The organism is Enterococcus sp. LJL98 (genome assembly GCF_054871745.1).
This window is the reverse complement of sequence record NZ_JBTXLU010000002.1, coordinates 41672-63435: the sequence shown is the minus strand read 5'-3', so window position 1 is coordinate 63435 and position 21764 is coordinate 41672. Positions and strand designations below refer to the sequence as shown.

14 protein-coding genes are annotated in these 21764 nt (G+C 38.9%); 8 read left to right on the top strand and 6 right to left on the bottom strand.

Annotated elements, in window-relative coordinates; genetic code table 11:
- Positions 1-2 precede the first annotated feature (2 nt).
- Positions 3-1079 (bottom strand): endonuclease/exonuclease/phosphatase family protein, encoded by a 1077-nt coding sequence (locus ACYSNO_RS03925; protein ID WP_461729771.1) that lies wholly within the window; start codon positions 1077-1079, stop codon positions 3-5.
- A 127-nt stretch (positions 1080-1206) separates the two neighbouring features.
- On the opposite strand from ACYSNO_RS03925, the gene ACYSNO_RS03920 reads away from it, so the two are divergent.
- Both ACYSNO_RS03920 and ACYSNO_RS03915 read left to right on the top strand, forming a co-directional pair.
- The gene (locus ACYSNO_RS03920) at positions 1207-2106 is read left to right on the top strand and encodes a hypothetical protein (protein WP_461729770.1); all 900 of its coding nucleotides are present in this window, start codon (positions 1207-1209) and stop codon (positions 2104-2106) included.
- On the top strand, positions 2100-2927 hold the full coding sequence (locus ACYSNO_RS03915; RefSeq protein ID WP_461729769.1) for an alpha/beta hydrolase: 828 nt from the start codon (positions 2100-2102) through the stop codon (positions 2925-2927). The genes ACYSNO_RS03920 and ACYSNO_RS03915 overlap by 7 nt, the downstream gene beginning before the upstream one ends.
- A gap of 176 nt (positions 2928-3103) precedes the next feature.
- Here the strand turns inward: ACYSNO_RS03915 and ACYSNO_RS03910 are convergent, their stop codons facing one another.
- Both ACYSNO_RS03910 and ACYSNO_RS03905 read right to left on the bottom strand, forming a co-directional pair.
- Positions 3104-3856 (bottom strand): esterase family protein, encoded by a 753-nt coding sequence (locus ACYSNO_RS03910; RefSeq protein ID WP_461729768.1) that lies wholly within the window; start codon positions 3854-3856, stop codon positions 3104-3106.
- A 2-nt stretch (positions 3857-3858) separates the two neighbouring features.
- Positions 3859-5046 (bottom strand): ATP-grasp domain-containing protein, encoded by a 1188-nt coding sequence (locus tag ACYSNO_RS03905; protein WP_461729767.1) that lies wholly within the window; start codon positions 5044-5046, stop codon positions 3859-3861.
- A 493-nt stretch (positions 5047-5539) separates the two neighbouring features.
- On the opposite strand from ACYSNO_RS03905, the gene ACYSNO_RS03900 reads away from it, so the two are divergent.
- The 4 genes from ACYSNO_RS03900 (at position 5540) to ACYSNO_RS03885 (ending at position 14370) form a co-directional block, all read left to right on the top strand.
- Positions 5540-7198, top strand: a complete 1659-nt coding sequence (locus tag ACYSNO_RS03900) for a type 2 periplasmic-binding domain-containing protein (protein ID WP_461729766.1) — start codon at positions 5540-5542, stop codon at positions 7196-7198.
- Positions 7199-7446: 248 nt separating this feature from the next.
- Positions 7447-8784 (top strand): alpha-L-fucosidase, encoded by a 1338-nt coding sequence (locus ACYSNO_RS03895; protein ID WP_461729765.1) that lies wholly within the window; start codon positions 7447-7449, stop codon positions 8782-8784.
- 310 nt (positions 8785-9094) lie between these two features.
- Entirely contained in the window at positions 9095-12124 is a 3030-nt protein-coding gene (locus tag ACYSNO_RS03890; protein ID WP_461729764.1) for an alpha-mannosidase, read from the top strand.
- Between the two features lie 17 nt (positions 12125-12141).
- Complete coding sequence (locus tag ACYSNO_RS03885; protein WP_461729763.1) at positions 12142-14370, top strand: glycoside hydrolase family 3 N-terminal domain-containing protein; 2229 nt, start codon at positions 12142-12144, stop codon at positions 14368-14370.
- Between the two features lie 166 nt (positions 14371-14536).
- Here ACYSNO_RS03885 and ACYSNO_RS03880 read toward each other — a convergent pair whose 3' ends face one another.
- The 3 genes from ACYSNO_RS03880 to ACYSNO_RS03870 all read right to left on the bottom strand — a co-directional run bounded on the left by ACYSNO_RS03880 (position 14537) and on the right by ACYSNO_RS03870 (position 18402).
- Complete coding sequence (locus ACYSNO_RS03880; RefSeq protein WP_461729762.1) at positions 14537-16780, bottom strand: helix-turn-helix domain-containing protein; 2244 nt, start codon at positions 16778-16780, stop codon at positions 14537-14539.
- Positions 16781-17275: 495 nt separating this feature from the next.
- On the bottom strand, positions 17276-17401 hold the full coding sequence (locus ACYSNO_RS03875) for an ATP-binding cassette domain-containing protein (RefSeq protein WP_461729761.1): 126 nt from the start codon (positions 17399-17401) through the stop codon (positions 17276-17278).
- 134 nt (positions 17402-17535) lie between these two features.
- A complete protein-coding gene (locus ACYSNO_RS03870; protein ID WP_461729760.1) occupies positions 17536-18402 on the bottom strand; it encodes a LysR family transcriptional regulator in 867 nt (288 codons plus the stop codon).
- Between the two features lie 210 nt (positions 18403-18612).
- Between ACYSNO_RS03870 and ACYSNO_RS03865 the strand changes: the two genes are divergently transcribed.
- Both ACYSNO_RS03865 and ACYSNO_RS03860 read left to right on the top strand, forming a co-directional pair.
- Positions 18613-19938 carry a YeeE/YedE family protein gene (locus ACYSNO_RS03865; RefSeq protein WP_461729759.1) on the top strand — a complete coding sequence of 442 codons (1326 nt, stop codon included), beginning with the start codon at positions 18613-18615 and terminating at the stop codon, positions 19936-19938.
- A 22-nt stretch (positions 19939-19960) separates the two neighbouring features.
- Positions 19961-21664 (top strand): FAD-dependent oxidoreductase, encoded by a 1704-nt coding sequence (locus tag ACYSNO_RS03860; RefSeq protein WP_461729758.1) that lies wholly within the window; start codon positions 19961-19963, stop codon positions 21662-21664.
- The last annotated feature ends 100 nt before the right edge of the window (positions 21665-21764 follow it).

The following is a 21764-nucleotide window of genomic DNA, read 5'->3' as shown; positions in this document are numbered from 1 at the left end:
CCTTACTCTTGTTCTTGAAAAGAAAAGGTAATGGTCACAGGATTGTGATCAGAATTGGCAAAACCTAAATCATGAACTTCTGTTTTTTCAATTAAGACATCTTTTGATACGATGAAGCCATCAATTAATGAAACAAAAGTTTCGCCAGGCGTATATCCAGTTCCGTTTGCTCGAACAGTGGGGATTTTTGCTTCAGAAAAATCTTTTTTCACGACAGAAAAATTTTCGGATAAAAAGTTTTCTGGGAAGGGATGGGTCCAAGTTTCAATCGTTTGTTCTGTTCCAAAGACGTCAGGGCTATTGCCTAATAAATCATGATTGAAGTCACCACCGACAATGACACTACGTCCATTTTGATACTCTGCTTCCATTATTTTGGCTAATTTTTTTATTTGATTGTCTAAGATTGTCGTATCTTCAGTAAAGGCAGATAAATGCACATTGATTAATGTAATTGGGCGCTCCTCAATCGTCGTTTGCGTAACAGTGAAGGAACGGTCGAGATCAAAGAATTTATTGAAATTTGTTTCGATAGGGACCGAATAACGGATGCTACCTTCAATTGGAAATTGGCTCATAGTCAGTAAACCAGAGTTCGATTTACCAATTGGTTTTAAGATGGGATAAAACAAGTAACTCGAATCATAATTTTGCCCAAAAACACTGTCGTAATAGTTAAGCTCTTTTTCTAAATGTTCGACTTGATTCACCTTAAAAGAGCGATGAGCCCAAGTATCGACTTCTTGTAAAAATAAAAAATCAGAATGAAACGTTTTAAGATTTTCAGTGATCCCATCTAAATTTTCAAGGACGGTTTCTTTGTTATAGGCACGGGAATATTTCCCTCCATCCATAAAGAAGCTATAGTCTGCTGTATGTGCGGCGTAGCCAATATTAAAGCTTGTCGCCGTATAACTTGTTTGTAGTGGATCGAATGTTTTTAATTGGCCGCTGGTTGCCGTTAGCTTTTGTTCATCGGGTAAACGATTATAATCAATAAAAAGATAAGCCAGATAGCCACCCAAAAGTAAAAGGAAAGCAGCAAGGATCCCACCGAAAGCCAGTAAATTTTTTTTCAAAAGAACACCTCCATTAAGTTAAAAATAGTATAACACACTGATAGAAAACAAGTCGCGTGAATCCAAGGATTGGTTTATGGTATAGTAAAAAAGGAAGAAACAGGTTTATTTACCCAGGAGTGATTACGTGTCAAAAAAATTAGCAGATCATTTGAGTGTCTATAAAAGGTGGTATCCCAAAACCTATCAACTCGCAGAATATCCTTTAGAAGGACGAAAAACGTTGACTGTTAAGAACCGGCAAGAAATTTATCAACGGCTAACCATACCGCAACGAGAGCTGATTGAAGTCCATAAAAAGTATCAAATGGGTTCTTTTTTTCTCAATCATCATTATTTGATCGATGAGGAGTGGCTCTTCGAAACGGTTAATATTGATGAAAACTATAATCGTAAAAAGAAACGTTACAAATTATATTGCCAGTGCGGGAAGGCTGTGAAGTATCAATTTATTTTAAAATCAAAAAAAAACAAAGAAGAAATCGCTTTGGGCATCACGCACTTCACCGATCATTTAGGGGTGCGCCCAGAAGTCGCAAGTGAAATCAAAAAAGGCATCAATCAAGTAGACATGGCTTTAGATGAATTGCTTTGGTTAAAGGAAAAGAAATATACTTTCCCAGAAGATTTATGGCAACAATATTTATTCACTTTATACCGAAATCAACAACTGATTGAACCCGTAGAGGTGAACCACGTTTTAGCCAAACGGGTATTGACCTTTCGGAACGCGGAGATGCCCATTTTTGTCGCTGACTACTTGGCGTTGTTAAATGAAATGCGTCTCATTGAAAAAGCGAGTGCAGTCAAAGGACAACCCAAATTTATTGGAGAAAAGAAAGGCTTTGAGGACTATTCTCGCCGCTTTATGTTAAGCGAAGAAGTGGAGGAAAAGACCTATCATCCCACCAGTGTGGCTTTTTTTGAAAAATGGCAACAACTAGAAGAAACAGAACAGGTGCGCGTCTTTGAAGAATTTCAACAGTTTGTTCATCAGAAAAAAAGTAAAGGAGGCAAACCTTGTTAAAAAAAGATTCCGATCATTACTTACAATTGCACACGCATCATTTATTTGTTCCGTATACAAAAAAAGAAAGAAGGGTTCGTGTTCTCTTACCTAAAACTTACAAAGAGAATCAAGCACAGCGTTACCCAGTACTTTATATGCATGATGGTCAAAACGTTTTTTATAGCCGTGAAGCCTATTCAGGCCATTCATGGAAAGTAATTCCCCATCTCAAACGCAACGCTCAAATTCCTGAAATCATGATTGTTGCGATTGATCATGATGGAGAAGGACGTTTAATGGAATACACTCCTTGGGAAATGAGCCCTACAGAAGTGGAAAAAACTCAGACGATTGGTGGACTTGGCCAATGGCATGCGCAGTGGATTGTTGAGGAAGTGATGCCTTTTGTGAATCGAACTTACCGGACACAGACTGAAAAAGATCAAACGTTTCTAGCAGGAAGTTCCCTAGGGGGATTGATGACAGCTTATATGGGGGCAGCTTACCCTGATGTTTTTGGCAGATTAGGTATTTTTTCTCTTGCTTCTTGGGTCAACGATGAAACGTTTTTAGACTATGTTGGAAGTCATCCGCTTCATCCCGAGACGAAGGTCTACTTACAAGTAGGAACAAGCGAAGGAAATGTAGCCGACCAAAGCTTCACTACTCGAAATGTGAACCAAGTGTATTTAAATAGCTCCCTTTGGTATTATCAAACACTGCTACGAACCGGTCATTCATTAGAAAAAATTTGGTTTCGAATCCTCGCGGATGAAACCCATTCTGAGAAGTATTGGGCAACCCATTTTGGGGAGTTTCTAGTTTATTGTAGCCAATAAAAAAGGGGACAAAGGCGTGTTGTTCTGAAAAACTGGAAGAAAGTTCGAGCAATTGGCTTTTTCAATTGCTCGAATTTCGTGAAGTTTTCGAAAACTCAGACTGTTGTGCCCATGTATCCATCAAATGGACGTAAAACAACAAGGGGTTGTGACAGCTGTCACAACCCCTCTTCCCTTTAGCTTCTTCCTTGTTCAGCTAACTTTTTCAAATAATAAGGCATTTGCATCCGCCACCAATCCCAATCGTGGGGAACATCGAATCCCCAATAATCAAACCAACCAGGAATCTTTTTCTTTTCGAATATACTTTCCAGTCGTCGTGTATCCGCCACATGGGGCTCTTCCCAAGCACCTTGGCCGACACAAATAATAAACGTGTTTTGACGATAGCGGTCAAGGAACCAAGGGTCATGTAATTTTTCTAGATAATCAATCGGTGAATTGAAATAAACGCTTGGACTGTCTCCGTATTCGCCAGTGAAAAAACGTGCGTCGTAAGAACCACTCAAAGCTACGCTAATATCAAACACGTCCGGATGGCGCAAGGCAAAATTGATCGTGTGAAAAGCCCCCATACTACAACCGGTCACCATTAAAGCGCCAGACCATTGACTTTCTTTTTTGATCAAAGGGACAAGTTCTTGAATGATATATTGATCGTATCGATTATGAGCATCTCCCATTTCGGTCGGGCTTTTTTCTACTGCAAACCATGACTCTTTATCATAAGAATCAGGTGTATAAAATTTAACGAGTCCTTGGTCGATAAAAGATTGGCAAGCAGCAATCATACCAAAATCTCCGTATTCATTTTGGCTCCCACCTGAGGAAGGGAAAACGATGATTGGTTTTCCGTGATGACCATAAACGTTAAATTCGATTTCTTTTTGTAAAAAATGACTGAACTGTTTTCTTCGTTCAAAATGCATCGCTACTCCTCCTTCCCTGATTGATGAATCAATTGGATCCATTCAAAAAGTTGCTGTTTATCGGGCGTGCGAATGAGATAGCCCTCATCGCCCATAATTTGAGCGAAAATCCCTGGAATCGATTGGATACTGATCAGTCCTTTACCTAAAATGCTCTGAAGTTCATCATTGGAATAACGGTAAGGGGCATTTTGGTTTTTTCGTGAGACGTAAGCACAATGATAGGGACGGGTGACTTCTTCAGTAAATTCATTCGTGGCAACGAGCTGTGCATAACCTCGAAAGACATCAATATTATTTGCATAATTAAACATATCAACTGACAGACCACCAGGAGGACGCATATTCACTTCGAGTGGGATGATTTTCCCTTCTTTTTTCGTCCGGAAAAACTCTAAATGGAAGAAACGTTCTTTCACATGAAATGCTTCAACAATGCGCTTGCCCATTTGAATGAGATCTTCCGGTATTTCACGCGGAATAAAATAAAACATTTCACCATTTTTTTCAACAGTATCAAGCACGGCTTCGCTATAATGAAAAGTTGAATAAAAGACGATTTTTCCATTTGCATCCGCTAGGCCATCAAAAGTCTCAATCTCACCTAAAACAAAGGCTTCCATAATATAGGACACGGTTGGATTCCAATGGGTGAAAAACGCCTGGAGGGCTTGTTGATTGTCAATTTTGTAAGTGTCACTCGCGCCAACTCCGCTATCTGATTTAATAATCACCGGATACTTTAATTTTTCTGCTAGTTGAAAGGCGTCTTCTTGATTTTTAAAAACACGCCCGTCAGCAACTGGGAAGCCAAGCGAACGAAAGACTGCTTTCATGTGTGATTTTTGCCGAATCATTGGAATTTCTTGGACCTGGTAACCAACAACATTGAAATCCGTTCGTAAACGAGCGTCTAATGCTAACCAGTGCTCGTTATGTGATTCAATCCGGTCAATTCGACCATATTTATGAGCAAAGTAAGCGACCGCTCGATAAACTTGTTCATAGTCCTCCATGTTATCTACACGATAATATTCAGTCAAAGCCTCTTTTAAAGAAGGGGATAGTTGCTCGTAAGGCACGTCAGCAATTCCCAAAGTTCGTAGGCCGTGTTTTTTTAGTTGTTGTGCAAAAGGGGTGAAATTGTCTGGAAAGTGGGGAGAGATTAAAATGAAATTTTTTTTGGTCATCGGAATCACCTTCTTATCAATCGATTTTTTATTATCATAGCATATTTATGAGTGAAACTCTAATTTAAAATTCTTTTATTTTTAATGAAGTGAGAGGGAAGACTTCGAAAGAAAATCCTTTTTTTATTCTCTTTTATTCGAAATGGAAAAGAAAATAAAAGAAGGAAAGAATTCTTTTTTAGGAAATCTTACCTTTTTTTAGATGGGAAAGCCTGTTATATCAACTTTTGTTATTTCTACACATTGATTAAATAATACACATTGCCAAAAAGAGGGTATGCGCTTACATTTAAGTTGTGAGTTGCGACAGCGTTTTCATCTAAGGCGTTACTTAAGAGGAACCGAACAAGGACGAAAAGAACCGTACTTGTTCATCGTGCGAAAGTAAGAATTAGATGAAGAAGTCTAGCAAGCGAACAAGTAGACGATTTCTAGTTGAAACGACAATCGTATTTCACTAGAAAAAGGAAAAAATGATAGGGGGAAAATGTAAATGAGAATCAAAAACAAGCTTGTATTAGGGATGGGAATTGCTTTATTTAGTACATTATTAGTCGCTTGTGGTACAGGTACTAGTGATAAAGGAAAAGAAACAGGCAGTTCAAAAGCCGAATCTTCGGTTAAATTAAATAATGAGAGCCAGTTTCCAATTGTGGCAGACGGCGAAGAACTAACCCTAAGTATCATGGGACCAGGCATGGGGCTAGCCGAATGGGAAGATATGCAAACCTTGCAAGAGTACATGGAAATGACAGGAATCAAAACGACCTATGTCACCCCACCAAATGCCGACTTCCCAACGAAATTAAACTTAGCTTTTGCTGCAGATGACTTAACGGACATTATTTATGGTGCAGGGTCAAGCACTTTAACTTCAGCGATGGAAATTGATTATGGTGCGCAAGGAATTTTAGTTGCATTAGAAGACTATATTACACCAGAAATTATGCCAAATCTTTCAAAATTAATTGAAGAAGATCCAAATATCTTGAAATCAATTACCACACCAGATGGTCACGTGTATTCGTTACCTTTTGTACCAAGAAATGGAACGGCTATTTGGTACCAACAACCAATGTGGTATAACGGAGAATGGTTAGATAATCTAGGAGTAAAAGAGTTACCAAAAACAACCGACGAATTATACGACTTACTTGTGCGCTTCCGTGACGAAGATCCAAATGGCAACGGTCAAAAAGATGAAATTCCTTTAACGGACGTTGAAATGAATGGGACTCGTTTATGGTTAATGGGTGCTTTTGGGATCAAAGTAAAAGGCATTCAAGAAGACGACGGAGTCATTTCTTATACGCCAATGTCTGAAAACTATAAAGGATTCTTGGAATACATGAATAAACTTTATTCCGAAGGGTTATTAGATAAGGAAGTTTATAGCCAATCGAACGACCAAAAGCAAGCAAAAGGTCAAAAAAATCAACTGGGCTTATTTAACGACTACTATAGTATGTTTACGACTGGCCGAAATGAAAAAGAAGCGGTGAACGATCCATTATTCCAACCATTGACTTCAGAATACTCAAAAGAAGCCGTCATTGCAGGAAGCCCTCGTCTCTCTCGTGGTGCCTTTGCAATCACGCATAAAAACCCTTCAGTAGAAGCCTCATTACGTTGGGTAGACTATTTCTACTCTGAAGAAGGAGCAAAATTCCTAGAACAAGGTCCTGAAGGTGTCTATTGGGAAACAGCAAAAACCAAAGATGGGGAAGAAGTTCGCGTCTTTACAGCAGATGTCAATCCAGATGATACCGAATCGTTCCGTGGAAAAATCACACCAGCTTACGGTTTAGTTACACCAAATATTGTCTTGGACCATGAGCCGATTCGTAAGAGTGCCGATGAAGAACCAGATACTGCCTTTATGGACTGGGTTGTGGCAGAAACAGAAGAGAAGATGACACCAGTTGCCGAAGTGCCATATCCACTGCTTTACTTAACCAAAGAAGAAAATGATAAGGTTGCTACAAATGCAACGGACTTACAAACGTATACTGAAGAGATGGAAGCGAAATTCATTACAGGCGTTACTTCGTTTGATGAATGGGATAAATATGTGAAAACCATCGAATCCATGGGTGTGGAAGAATACATCCAAGTTTACCAAGATGCCTACGATCGCTGGGCAAATAATTAACAACGGGCTTCATTTCCAAGACCCCAAAGAAAATCAATATGGTTTTCTTTGGGGTCTCTTCCCATTTTTTTCTATGATAAAAGTAGGCTGTTTTTAACGCTATGTAAATCTAGAAACAGCTGATAGATAGCGGTAACAAAGGCTTTTTATCAATGTTTATTTGAAAAACATAGTTCAGAAAAATTACACATTGCGTTAAAGTTAGAATGCGCTTACAGTAAAGTTATTAATAGACGGAGGCGATTTGATTGAGTAAGATTCGTGGGGATATTGAAACAGCAAAAGGAACAGAAGTGGAAGATTTAACCGTTTACCCTGAAACAAAAATGTTAAAGGAACGATTAGAGTGGTTTCAAGATTTAAAACTCGGCGTGATTTTTCACTACGGGATTTATGCACAAGCAGGAATTGTCGAGTCTTGGCAATTATCAGAAGAAGATGTTTGGGCGAGAGAAGGCAGAGAGTTTCGAAAAGACTTTAAACAATTACAATTAGATTATTGGAATTTAATTTCTGAATTTAATCCAACAGAATTAGATACAAAAAAATGGGCAGAAACTTGTAAGAAAGCCGGCTTTAAATACTGTATTTTTACGACCAAGCATCACGATGGCTTTAATATGTACAATACGATGGAAACGGAATACAAAGTTGGAGGGAAATTAAGTCCCTTTAAACGTGATATTTTAGGGGAAGTCTTTGATGCTTTTCGAGCAGAGGGATTAGGCATTGGTGCTTACTATTCAAAAGCGGACTGGTACTCCCAATACTATTGGTTAGACGATGAGACAGTTAAAGGGCGTCGAGCAAGTTATGACACAGCAGAGTATCCGGAAATTTGGAATCAATACGTCCAATTCGTCCACAATCAAATCCACGAAATCACGCACAACTATGGCAACATCGACTTGCTGTGGTTAGATGGTGGTTGGGCTGGTCAAGGGAAAGAAGATTTACAAATGGACCGCATGGCGGAAATTGCACGCGAAAAAAATCCAGAGTTGATTATGGTTGACCGGATGATGGGCGGACGTCATGAAAACTATGTGACTCCAGAACGTAAAATTCCTGAATTGTCTGAAATTCCAACAAAAGTGTGGGAAAGTAACATTCCAATTGGTAATGACTGGGGTTACGTGCCAGTAGAAACCTTTAAAACGAGTCAGAATTTATTAGATACCTTTGTTGATGTTGTGAATAAAGGAGGAAACCTCATTCTAGGTGTAGGACCGACACCGCAAGGAACTTTTACTGAAGAAGAAACAAAAATAATTCTAGAAATCGGTGCCTGGTTAGATGTCTACGGTGAAGGTATTTATGAAACGCGTGCACAAGCCAAAGATCGTGTGAATGACTGGAAACTCACATTTAATAAAGATGGTCAAACTCATTATGCGTTTCGTAGTATTGAAGCAAGTCCACTGGGTGAATTTTCATTAACCGAAATTGAAGCCAACATCGGTGATGAAATTGTTGATTTAGCAACAGGGGAGCGTTTAACGGTTTCACCAAATGGTTTCATCGATGGCGCATCAATTCAACGTCCAGCCTTAGGATCAATTGGATTAAAAATCACGAAAAAATAAAATGGAACGGCTGAAAAATAGGCACGCCGATGACAGCGGAAAAGTGGAGGGCTTTGTCAAGAAGCGATTTCTTGGATGAAGGGTTTAACCTTTTCATCCAAGTAGGGTTTCAATCGTTTGAGTGTGTCCAAACCGCATACAATCACTGGACAGCAAATTCATTCTCGTTCTTCATTTCTTGAGATCCAGATTAAAGGTCGCACCGATCCTTAATTTGGGTCTCTTCCCTATTTAAGCGAGCTAGAATGAAAGCCCTCACAGCATGTTTTTGAAAAAGGAACAATTAATTGAGACAAGAGGAGCAGTGAAAATGACCTATCCAAAATTTGAATTTGAACGAATTCGGAAGATACTTTTTAAAGTCAACCGGTACAAAGTAAAAGAGCGAAGAACGATTGATCCTATTTTCTTAGATCAAGGATCAGGGTTCGAGAGATACGAGCAAGGCACGTATTTTGGTACAAAAAATACAAACTATACCATAAAAGGCACCTTTCAAATTCCAAAAGAGTGGGCAGATGTCCCCGTTGCCTTTGAAGGCTATGCCGATCCTTTGCAGTCCGATAATAGTACAAATCCACAAATGAAAGTTTATTTGAATGGAGAGTACCTCCAAGCGCTGGATGCCAACCATCGCGAAGTTGTCTTAGAAGATCGTTGGAAAGCATCTGGAGAAATTTCTTTTCGTATTCCAATTTTTTCTGGAAGAGAAGAAAAGCAGTTCCCATTATCTTTTCATTTGATTGCATACGACCAAGCGACTTATGACTTTTATTATGATTTTCTAGCGGTTTACGATGCGTGGCGTGGTGTGATGAAGTTCGGTGGGGATGCCGACGCCTATCAAAAGGTTCTGGTCGCAGCAGTCAACTGTCTAGATTTTCGTCAGCCCTATTCAGAGAAGTACAATGCGGGCATTCAAGCAGCGAAAGAAATTTTGCATTCACTTTATTTAGAAAATCACCAGCCGCTACAAAAAGTGACGGCTGTCGGACATACACACATTGATTTGGCTTGGCTTTGGACCGTCCAACAAGCAATTGAAAAGGGCGAACGTAGCTTCCAAACGGTTTTTCAATTGATGGATGAGTATCCGGATTATACGTTTATTAATAGCCAACCGCAACAATATCAATTTATGAAAGAGCATTATCCGGAACTTTACGAGAAAATCAAAGAAAAAATTAAGGCCGGACGTTGGGAAGCAGAAGGAGCCATGTGGGTTGAAGCGGACTGTAATTTAACTTCAGGAGAATCACTTGTGCGTCAAGTGTTATATGGTAAACGTTTCTTTAAACAAGAATTTGGCGTCGACAGTCAAATTCTTTGGCTACCAGATGTTTTTGGCTACTCGGCCGCGTTACCGCAAATTTTACAAAAAACCAATACACTTTATTTTATGACTACGAAATTAAACTGGAACCAATTTAATCAAATTCCTTATGATTCTTTTTATTGGCAAGGAATTGACGGCTCGAAAGTACTGACACATTTTATCACTACAATTAGCGAACATTATAATCCAACGCCTTATTATTCGACTTACAACGGCTTGCTTGATTCGTATACGGTAAAAGGAAGTTATGAACGCTATCAACAAAAATCTGTGAATGATGAAATCTTGTTGGCTTACGGCTACGGGGATGGTGGTGGTGGACCGACAAGGGAAATGTTGGAAATTCAAAAACGTTTGAAAACCCCTTTACCGGATATGCCAACACTGACCGGTGATCGGGCAGGGGACTTTTTTGAACGCTTAAGTCAAAAAGAACAACTACCGACTTGGTATGGGGAACTTTATTTTGAATATCATCGGGGAACATTAACCTCAATTGGTAAAAACAAAAAATACAATCGAAAAATGGAGTTTTTATTACAAAATCTCGAAAAACTATATACACAATATGCTTTTGAAACGTACCCACAAGCTGCTTTGGAAAGAATGTGGAAAGTCGTTTTACTGAATCAATTTCATGATATTTTGCCAGGCAGTTCCATCGAAGAAGTTTACGAACAAACCGATCGAGAATATGAGGCAATCTTAACGGAGTGTCATGCGTTGTTGGCTGCCTTGCCTTTTGAAGCCAAACCAGAAACACGAACGATTCATAATCCGCTAGGGTTTGAACGAACAAGTACCGTAAAACTGCCCCATATGGGCGAGGTCACTGATGGAGCGGGGAATTCATTGATTAGTCAAAAGACGTTTGATGGTCAACTTCTCGTTCAACTCCCTCGCATCGAATCCTTGAGTGCTACAACGATTCGCCTGATAGAAAAAGAGCCTGTCATTTCACCTCTTCCAACCGTGGCCAATAAATTTGAAACACAAGATTTCTTCGTTGAGATGAATGAAGACTATGAAATCATTTCGCTCTTTGATAAGCAAGCCAAACGTGAAATTGTTCCAGCAGGTGAGAAATTAAATCAACTCATTGCCTATGAAGACATCCCAATGGACTATGATGCCTGGGATATTGACGTCTATTATGAAGAAACATCTTGGGCCGTTAATCGTCTTTCTGAAGTATCGTGGGTGGAAAAAGGTCAGATTCGTGACACATTAAAAATCGTCCGACCATTTGAAAATTCGACAATCACCCAGTACATTCACTTTAACCATGGGAAAAGACGACTTGATTTTGAAACGGAAATCAATTGGCAATTAGATCAAGTGCTATTAAAAGCACAAATACCGATTGCCGTGAATACGTTGGAAGCAACTTATGACATTCAATTTGGAAACGTCACACGTCCGGTTCATAAAAATACTTCGTGGGACTGGGCTCGCTTTGAGAGCTGCGGTCAAAAATGGGTGGACTTATCAGAAGGTAATTACGGCGTCAGCGTTTTGTCTGATTCAAAGTATGGCTTTAGTGCCGACTTCCAAAAGATTGGCATCACGCTCATCAAATCAGCGATTGACCCTTATCCACAGGCGGATATCGGGAATCACACCTTTACCTATTCCGTCTATGCGCATGAAGGCAATTGGCAAAACGGGAAAACCATGGAAGCAGCACTGGATTTAAACGTTCCTCTACTGGTTTTAGACGGGGAGTTGCCGGCATCCGAGACGGCTTTTTTCAAAGTCAATCAAGAAAATGTGCTACTTGACACGGTGAAAAAAGCAGAAGATGAGGAAGCTGTTGTGCTCCGATTGTATGAATATATGAATCGTCAGAGTGAAGTCCAAATCACGAGCGAAAAAATGATTAAAAAAGCTGTGTTATGTAACATGCTTGAAGAAGAAGAAGCGCAGCTGCCCTTTAATGACCATCAAATACAAGTATCCTTTAAACCTTTTGAAGTACAAACAATCAAAGTTTATTTTAAATAAGAAAGTAGGAAGCGACTTTGTTACAAACACTCATTCGTCAAATGACGTTAAAAGAAAAAGTGGGACAATTGAACCAAAGACTTTACGGTTGGCAAGTCTATGAAAAAACAGCCAAGGGTATTGAGTTAACTGATTATTTTAAAGACGAGGTAAGTCGCTGGGATTCTCTAGGTATCATTTATGGGGTGTTTCGTTCAGATCCTTGGTCTGGAAAAAACTTAGAAACAGGCCTATCAAAAGAAGAAGCCAAACAAGTCAGCGAAATGATTCAAGACTACATTCAAAAGCATACACGCTTAAAAATCCCAGTTCTTTTGACTGAAGAATGTCCACATGGGCATCAAGGGTTGGACTCGCTTACCACACCAACGAATTATGCTAGTGGCGCCAGTTGGAACCCCCAATTATATGAGGCAGCTCAAGCGGTTGTCGCAGAAGAATTGCGTGAAAAAGGCGCGCATGTTGGGTTAATTTCGACCCTTGATTTATGTCGCGATCCGCGTTGGGGCAGAACGGAAGAGTGCTTTAGTGAAGACCCTTATTTATCTGGGAAATTTACGGAAGCCGCTGTGAATGGTTTGCAAGGCGAAAAATCAACTGAACCACTTGCGGCAAATAAAGTGTTAGCCACCTTGAAACATTTTGCTGCTCAAGGTGCGAGCATGGGGGGGCATAATGCCGCACCTGTTGCAATCGGTGAGCGCGAACTAAAAGAAATCCATCTGCCTATGATGCAAGCTGGAATTGATGCAGGTGCCTTGATGTGTATGGCTGCTTACAATGATATTGACGGTGTTCCTTGTCACATTCATGAAGGGCTTCTAACAACAATCTTGCGCGAAGAGATGGGCTTTGAAGGCGCGGTGATGTCCGATGGCTGCGCCTTAGATGGGATTGCTCGTGGCATGGGAAGCGCACAAGCAGCTGCACTGGCTTTAAAGAGTGGCTTAGACATTAGTTTATGGGACAATGTTTATCCGTATCTAGAAGAAGCTGTTTTAGAAGGACTTCTAGATGAAACGCTGCTCGACCAAGCGGTTTTACGTGTGTTGACGTTAAAAGAAAAGATCGGTTTATTTTCTGAGGAGTCTTCTGCTTTTGAACCGTTAACGGAGAGTGAAAAGACGGCAATTAACGTTCAGTTAGCAGAAGAATCAATGGTTTTATTAAAAAATGACGACGTGTTACCAATAAAAAAAGCGCACACCAAACAAATTGCTTTGATTGGTCCACATATTCATAATATTTATCATCAATTAGGCGATTATACTCCTTATAAAGATCTGACCAAGTGTGTTACTTTGGCTCAAGGCGTTGCTGCTGCTGCGAAAGAAAATCAAATGGCTTTTGTTGAAACAGAAGGCTCAATGATTTCATCTGCTTTGCCAGATGGGATTGAGCAAGCAGTGGCATTGGCAAAAGAAAGTGACGTGGTCATTGTGACCTTAGGAGGTTCAAGTGCACGTGATTTTTCAACAGAATTTGATGCCAACGGTGCGGCATTATCCGGTTCAAGTGAAATGACAAGTGGCGAAAATATTGATTTAGCTGATTTGGCACTTCCAGATGCTCAAATGGCGTTGCTCAAAGCCTTACACCGAACGGGGAAACTGATTGTGGCAGTAATAGTTGCCGGTCGCCCTCATTTGCTTCAAACATGTTTGCCTTATGTAGATAGCTTATTACTTGCTGGCTACCCTGGGCAACATGGCGGACAAGCGTTAGCGAATCTACTCTTTGGAAAGAGTAATCCAAGTGGGAAATTAGCCATTTCGATTCCAGATGAAAATGGGCAATTGCCAGTCTATTATAATTATCGCGATACGCCATTTAAAGCCGATTATTTGGACCTGGCTGGTCGTCCAATGTTTTCATTTGGTGCGGGTTTAAGTTACACCGATTTTGCGATGGAAGCGGTGGAAGTTGAACAAAATGAAACAGGCTGGCTTGTACGCGGAAAGCTTTCAAATACGGGTGCCTACGATGGTGCGGAAGTGATTCAAGTCTATGCCAAAAAATATGCCACAGATGTCTTACCACGTGTACAAAAACTTTGTGGCTTTGTAAAAATCTTTGTCGAAAAAGGAACAACTCAAGCGTTTACGATTCCAATCGATGCGCAACAACTAACCGACTTTGATTTACAAATGAATCGCCGTTCGTTTAAGCAATTTCAGTTACAAGTCACCACGAATCAGGATACAGTGGCTTTTACTTGTCAGAACAACGAAAAGAAGCAGGTGTGACAAAGGGCGTCTTGTCCTTAGAAACTGGAGGGAAATTTGAACAATTGACTTCTTCCATTGCGCAAATTTCGTGAAGTATTCGAAAGAGTCGTCTTTTGTTGCCTGTATATCCAGCAAACATTCGTAAAATACCAAAAAGGGGCTGTGACAGATGTCACAGTCCCTTTTAAGTTTCACGATACATTGTTCGGTATTGACCAGGTGTCACCCCAACGGTTGTTCGAAATTTTCGAGTAAAGTTGGAAACATCATAATAACCATTTTGTTGAATGATGTCTTTAATTGGAGAATCAGTCGTAATTAAGTCTTCTTTGATTTTTTCCAAACGTAAGTTGGCGATGTATTTGGCAAAAGTCGTATCCGTTTCTTCCTTCATGATTTTGTTGATTGTCGTCGGTGTCAGTTGGAAGGCATCCGAAACAGATTCTAATGATAACAAATCGGTTTGGTAATTGTCATTAATATATTGTAGGAGTGCCTTTTTTAAATCTGATTCTTCGTGCATGGATTTTTTCTCGACTTTACTACAAATCAGATGCGTCATTTTTTGTAATTGTTGTTTTAGCTGTTGATAGTCTTTGACATCAATGCATCCGTCCAGTTCGTTTAAGAATGAGTCCCCTATAATCGCAAGCCCGGTGTGTGCATAGGTATTAATTAAATAGTAACTATACATGCGAAAGGTTTGTAAAGTCACCCCATATTTGATTCCATATTGAATGAGTGCTTCCAAGGTCTCAAGTGCAACCTCTTCATTTCCTAGGTTTAAACTTTGAATTAATTTTAATTGCTTATCTTCTGGAAATTGGAACGTTCGATCATTGCTATCTTCAAAGGTCGAAATGGCTTCGAAATAAAAAACCTGTCCTTGTGGCTGCTCAAAACGATAGTCTAAAGCCGTTAAAGCCTCAATGAAGGAGTGTTTCATTCCCTGTAGGTCAGAAGTCATCGTTCCAACTCCGATCGGTAATAAGACATCTGATAGATTCATCACTTCCTCTGCAATCATTTCAACAAGCTCTTCTTGTGAGTAACGACCACTAGACATGATTAAAAAAGTAAGGGCTTCTTCTTCTAAACATTTGGTCCCAATCCATTCAAAGGAGGAAAAAGTACTTTGATTCAGCTGTTCTAGCAACTGTTTACTAAAGGAGTCACGGTAATGAACAGGTGATTGGCTGGTCGCTTCTAGAGAAATCACAATTGAGAAAAAATGTGGTTTTGTTTCTTTTGTTAAGAAGGATGAGAAGAGGGCATAGAGACTTTCTTCATCCGTACGTTGTCCGGTTAAGAGTTGATATAGGACACTTTCTTTAATATATGGTTTTTGTTGTTTGATTTCTTCTTTTAAATCAGAGTTCTCTGAAAGAAAAGTTGAGAGCTTCCCATGAACTTCCTCAAAAGAAAGGGAGTGTTTTTTACGATTGTTCTGCTCGTGGTTGAACAGCAAGGATTCAATTTTTTTGTAAGGGCGATAGGTTTGACGACCCAAAAAAACACTTGAGAATAGTCCAATAAAAAAGACACCAATGATGATAAAAATGGAGACCTTGTAAATTTGGGTTAAGCGAGCGACAGCAAGCTTGGTATTCACGATATATAAATAGCTGAGGTCAAGTAATTCATTATCCGATTGTTGCAATAAGTATGTGTCTTTTTGCCACTTAAAAGTGGTCAGTAAGGGTTTATCCGGCTGCACCTGTTCTTCTATCGCATGAATGAGCGCCGGTTGTTCACCAGAAAAACCCATGATTTTCTGGTTTGTATCGATGAAATAAAACTCACCGAATGCTTCGTTGACAGAGGGAGCAAACTTTGCGTTCATGCTTGATTTTCGAATCGTGTAAATCATTGTCACATTGTTCTTACCGAAGTTATCTTGTACCGGGACTAAATACAAGAAGACCTTATCTCCGTTGTCGGCTTGCTCTAAGACGGAAAATTGAGGAATGGTGGTCTCTAACAATTTTTGAATCGTCGATTGATTTAAATTGTGATAACGTAAATCAAGTAATGATTCAATCTTAATGCTTCCATCTGAAGCATAAAAAGTATCTGGATCTTCGGGGTAATAAAGATAGACTTGTTCAATGAGTGAACTATTCAGTCGGTATTTTGTAAGCGCGGCACGGCTTTGAATGTTTTTAAAAGGATCAGATAACTTTTCCAAAGAAATTGCCGTATCGTGGGGAAGTTGCTGTGAAATTAAATCCAATTGATTTAAATCGCTTTCAAAATTTGTTTTTGCTTGTAAAAGCGAATTTTTTGCCCCTAGTTCAAGTTGTTGAGTCACACTGTGTTTGGAGGTAGTATACCAAACCAACGACATCGGAACAAAAATGAGGGTAAAAAATAAAACATAACTAAAAATAGAATATTGCAAGATATTCAATTTTTTAATCCATTTCATCACTCAAAAAACTCCTTATAATAAATAATACGTTTTCAACACCTCACTATTATAACAGAAAAATAAAATAGTTGAAGAAATGAATCAAAAAGAGTGAAGGAAAGCAAGTGCTGCCGCTGCATGCTTTCCTTCACTTAAATTTTTTTTTGTTGATAGGAAAAGAAGGTTCTCAAGATCAAAAGAAAACTTAAAAAAAGAAAAATTGGCATTTTTGCAACTCTTGATTTAAGAGCATGGCAGAAATTCCAAGATGAATGGCGAAAAATACGCTAAAAAAGCAAAGTTTTCGGATAGATTAGCAAAAATACCAAGTTAATAAAAACTAGAAAAATAAGACCAAACGCCATCCCAGTTCTTTGCTGTATGCGTTGTAAAAGTGCAGAGTGAAAGCTTGTAACTGCAGTTAATAGTAAAGGTTGACTTCCGAAGAGACATAAGTGGGAAAGGTTCGAATCGTTTTGGTATCTTTTGAGTATCCTGTCCAAAAGCTTGAAGCTAGACTTTTGCAGGTTTAATAAAGTCAAGCAAGGCCTTAATCATCGTTGATTTTCCTGCACTATTTGAGCCGATAAAGTCAAAAAATTCTCCGTCATTGATTTGCAGTGATAAATCACGAATCACCTCTTTTTTTGGGAGCTTTTAGAAAATCCATGAATTTGAGTGGCTGATAGCTTTACTCTCCCTCCCTTAAAAACATTTGCTCTAGTTAAAACGTTGAGAAGAAATAATCAAAAAAAACTATCAGTCAATCGAAATTAAGACAAAAGTTTTTTTAAGATTCTTTTAATTTTCTCATCATTTTGCTGTTCTTTTCGACTGACTAAATAGAAATAAATCGCCTCGGTTTCCATTAAAGGAATTTCACAAAGTAAGCCTGACTTCAGTTCTGTTTCAATCGATGTTTCAAATAGAAAGCTAATCCCTCGGTTATCTGCTACTAAATTTTTGATGACATTAATATTTGAGATTTCATTGATGTTTCGAAAATAGGAAAGTGGGATATTGGCATGATTAAATTTTTGCATCATGATGTCGTAGACGCCGGAACCATGTTCGCGTAAAAATAAATGTTGATTTTGCAAATCGACGAGTGAAGTGGCTTTTTTTGCAATCCCATTTTCTGGTGCACAAATTGCGACTAATTTTTCTTTCAGATAAGGTGTGACAAAATAGTCATCATGATTGAAAACACCTGCAACGATAGCAATATCAAGTTTGTGATTTTCTAAATTCTTAAGCAAATAATGAGTGGTATCAACTGATAATTCTACTTGGTCATCAGATAATATTTTCTGTAAGGAAAAGTCTTCGCGAAATAAGACAAATTCACCAATGGTTTTCCCGCAGCCGATATGAATTGTTTCTTCCATATGCTGTAAATTTTTATAGATTTCATTTACTTTAGGCACCAGTTTTTCGAGTTCCTTTGCTAGATAGGATCCTGCACTCGTTAAAGATAGCTTTCGTTTTCGATATTGAACCAACTCAATATTCCATTCATTTTGTAAGGATTGAATCTGCTGGGTAACTGCAGGTTGTGAAATATTACACTCTTTAGCGGTTTGAGTATAACTAAGTGTTTTGGTTAAGGATAAAAAAGTTTGTATACGATAATCAAGCATTAAAATCAATCTTCCTTTCATGGATATCCTAACATAATAATTATAAGAAAAACTTATAGAACTATAATTCTTTTCGATTTTACATTTAATCGCTTATCAAGTAACCTTTGTTTGTGAATAAATGTTCTATCTATTTGAGTCGACGAAACAGACAGGATACTTATTTATGAAAAATGAAAAAACGAAACTTTTTGGAATGAGGAGGATACAATGGAGTCGAAACAGACCGCAACAAAATCTTATGAGGCCAATCATAATGTCTTGTTAAATAAAACACAACCAATTATTGGAATTATTTTAATTATAGGGTTGATTATTTTTGGTGCCTATCTAAACAATTTGAAAGTTTCTTTACCCATGCATTTAATGGCTGGCGTTTTGATGGGGTATATTTTATCACGTGGGCGTTTTGGTTTCGCCGGGGGTGTGAAACGCTTGATTGTCCGAGGAGAAGGAAGCTTGACAAAGGCACTATTAGTGATGATGAGTGTGACCTTACTCGTAACATTTGGACTTCAGTGGCTAGCAGCTCAAAACGGAGCCGTTGCTAGTTTTCAAGCAATCGAAGGTCAAGCAGTTATTCCTGGGACACAAAATGTAGTATTTGCCAACATTGGGACGGTACTTGGTGGCATTTTATTTGGAATGGGTATGATGTTTTCTGGGGGATGTGCCTCTGGAACGTTGACAGATATGGGTGAAGGAGAAGGTCGTGCATGGTTAACCTTTGTCTTTTTTGTCTTAGGTTCTTTGCCGGGAGAATGGGCAAGATCGGTAATTGACGGCCAATCCATTGGAAAAATTGGCGTGCAATCCTATTTGCCAGATACCTTCGGTTATTTTGGTGCACTAGCCATTTCACTTTTAGGTATGGGTCTGATTTATTATTTGATACTTGTTTATGAAAAAATGCGTCGTAGTAAAGGAAGCTACGCCGATCCAACAGGTGATTGGGAAGATTTTGAAAAAGCAATTCCAACAGGGGAGAATCAGTTTTCTGGTAGAGAGAAGCTTTACCATAAATTGTTTATTGAACGTTGGACCTTTATGCGTACAGGATTGTTACTTGCTTTTGTTTGGGTCTTTATTCTTGTGAGCCAAGGAAAGGCTTGGGGAGTAACCTCTGCATTTTCTCACTTAGAAGCGTATATGGCGAATGGATTAGGTATTCGTTTTACAAATCCAAAATTGGTTGAGATTGCTGAAGGAGCAGCGACAAATGGCTTACTAGCTGATGGAGGAACGATTCGTAACTTTGGTTTAGTCCTAGGTGCACTGATTGCTTTCTTGCTAGCGGGTCGTTTCAAATGGAATGCGAAATTTTCTGGAAAAGATTCTCTTTATTTTATAATCGGTGGTCTATTGATGGGCTTTGGTGCTCGCTTAGCTAAAGGCTGTAATGCGGGAGCGCTATATTCTGCTATTAGCACCTTTTCAGTTTCAGGATGGGTTTTCTTAGTTGCTATGAGTCTTGGAGGCATGCTTGCTCTAAAAATCTTTGCAGGAAAAGCATGTACTTTACCAAAATTAAAATAAAAAATAATTGGAGGGTTTATCATTGAGTAAAAAAGTTGTTGTAATTGGTGGCGTTGCAGGAGGAGCTTCTGCGGCAGCAAGAGTGCGTCGTTTGGATGAACATGCAGAAATTGTTATGTTTGAAAGAGGTCCATTTGTTTCTTTTTCAAATTGTTGTTTACCATTCCATTTAAGTGAGACGATTAAACACGCGGATGATTTAGTATTAATGACACCAGAACAGTTTAAAAAACAGTATAACATTATTGCAAAGGTCCAACATGAAGTTGTGAAAATAAACAAGGAAGCAAAAGAAGTCATTGTTCGTAATCTTGCGACTTTAGAAGAATATGCAGAACCTTACGATAAACTTGTCTTATCACCAGGTGCAAAGGCAATTATGCCAGAAAGCATCAAGGGGATTGAGCGTCCACACGTCTTTTCTGTACGAAATGTCCCTGATATTGATCAGATTAAGCATTATATCGATCATAAAAATGTGAACGATGTAACAGTTGTAGGTTGTGGATTTATTGGTTTAGAAGTGGCAGAAAATTTACGAATGGCAGGTAAGAATGTTACTTTGGTGGAAGCCGCGAATCAGGTAATGACTCCTTTTGACCACGACATGGCTCAAATTTTACACAAAGAAATTATCGACCACCAAGTCGATTTGATTCTAGAAGATCGTTTAGTTGAAATCCAGGAAAACCAAGTGATTTTGGCATCTGGGAAAATGGTACCCTCGCAAGCTGTAGTAATGGCTATTGGTGTGTTACCAGAAACTGATTTAGCAATTGCAGCGGGACTAAAAATAGGGCAGACTGGTGCCATTAAAGTGAATCATCATTACTTGACGTCTGATCCTCATATTTATGCGGTTGGAGATGCAATTGAAGTGACCCATTTACAAACCGGTAAAGTGACTACCTTGACAATGGCTGGTCCTGCTCAACGTCAAGCAAGAGCTGCTGCAGATCATATGTACGGACGCACTTACCGTAATTATGGAGTGATGGGTTCTTCTGTCGTTCGTGTGTTTAACATGAATGCCGCTTGTACCGGATTAAATGAAAAACAATGCCAGGCTGAAAATATTGACTATGGTACTGCATATGTCATTCCGAAAGACAAAGTGGGCTTAATGCCAGGTGCTCGTCCAATTTTCTTTAAATTAATCTATGCGAATCCTTCGGGGAAAATTTTAGGAGCACAGTGTATCGGAGAAGGAAATGTTGATAAAAGAGTAGACATTATTGCGACGATGATTCATTTCAATGGGAATCTAGAAGACTTAAAAGAATTAGAATTATGTTATTCACCAGATTATGGCACTGCCAAAGACGCAGTGAATATGGCGGCATTAGTTGGCTTAAATGTTCTAAATGGTGAATATAAACAAGTTCCGGTAACCGAAATTCGTGATTTAGTCGAAAGTGGTGCGTTAATTATTGATGGACGTGAGACCCATGAGTATGAGGAGGGTCATATTAAAGGTGCTGTCAATATTCCAATGAGTCAGTTCCGTGAACGTTTAAGTGAGATTCCAAAAAATCAGCCCGTTTATGTACATTGTCTGTCAAGTCAGCGTTCATACAATATGGTACGTGCCTTAGGAATGTTAGGCTATGACCAAGTGTACAACTTAATGGGCTCATTTTTAGGCTTGAGCATGTATGAATATTTTACTGATCAAGTAGAAAAACGCGAACCAATCGTAACGAATTATCGTTTTGACTTATTGTAAAAGAAAAGTCGAAATTTATTGATAATTAACTAGTAAAAATAGGGGTTAAGCTTGTTATCACTTCACTCATGATAAGAAAACAACTTTTGAGCTGACCCCT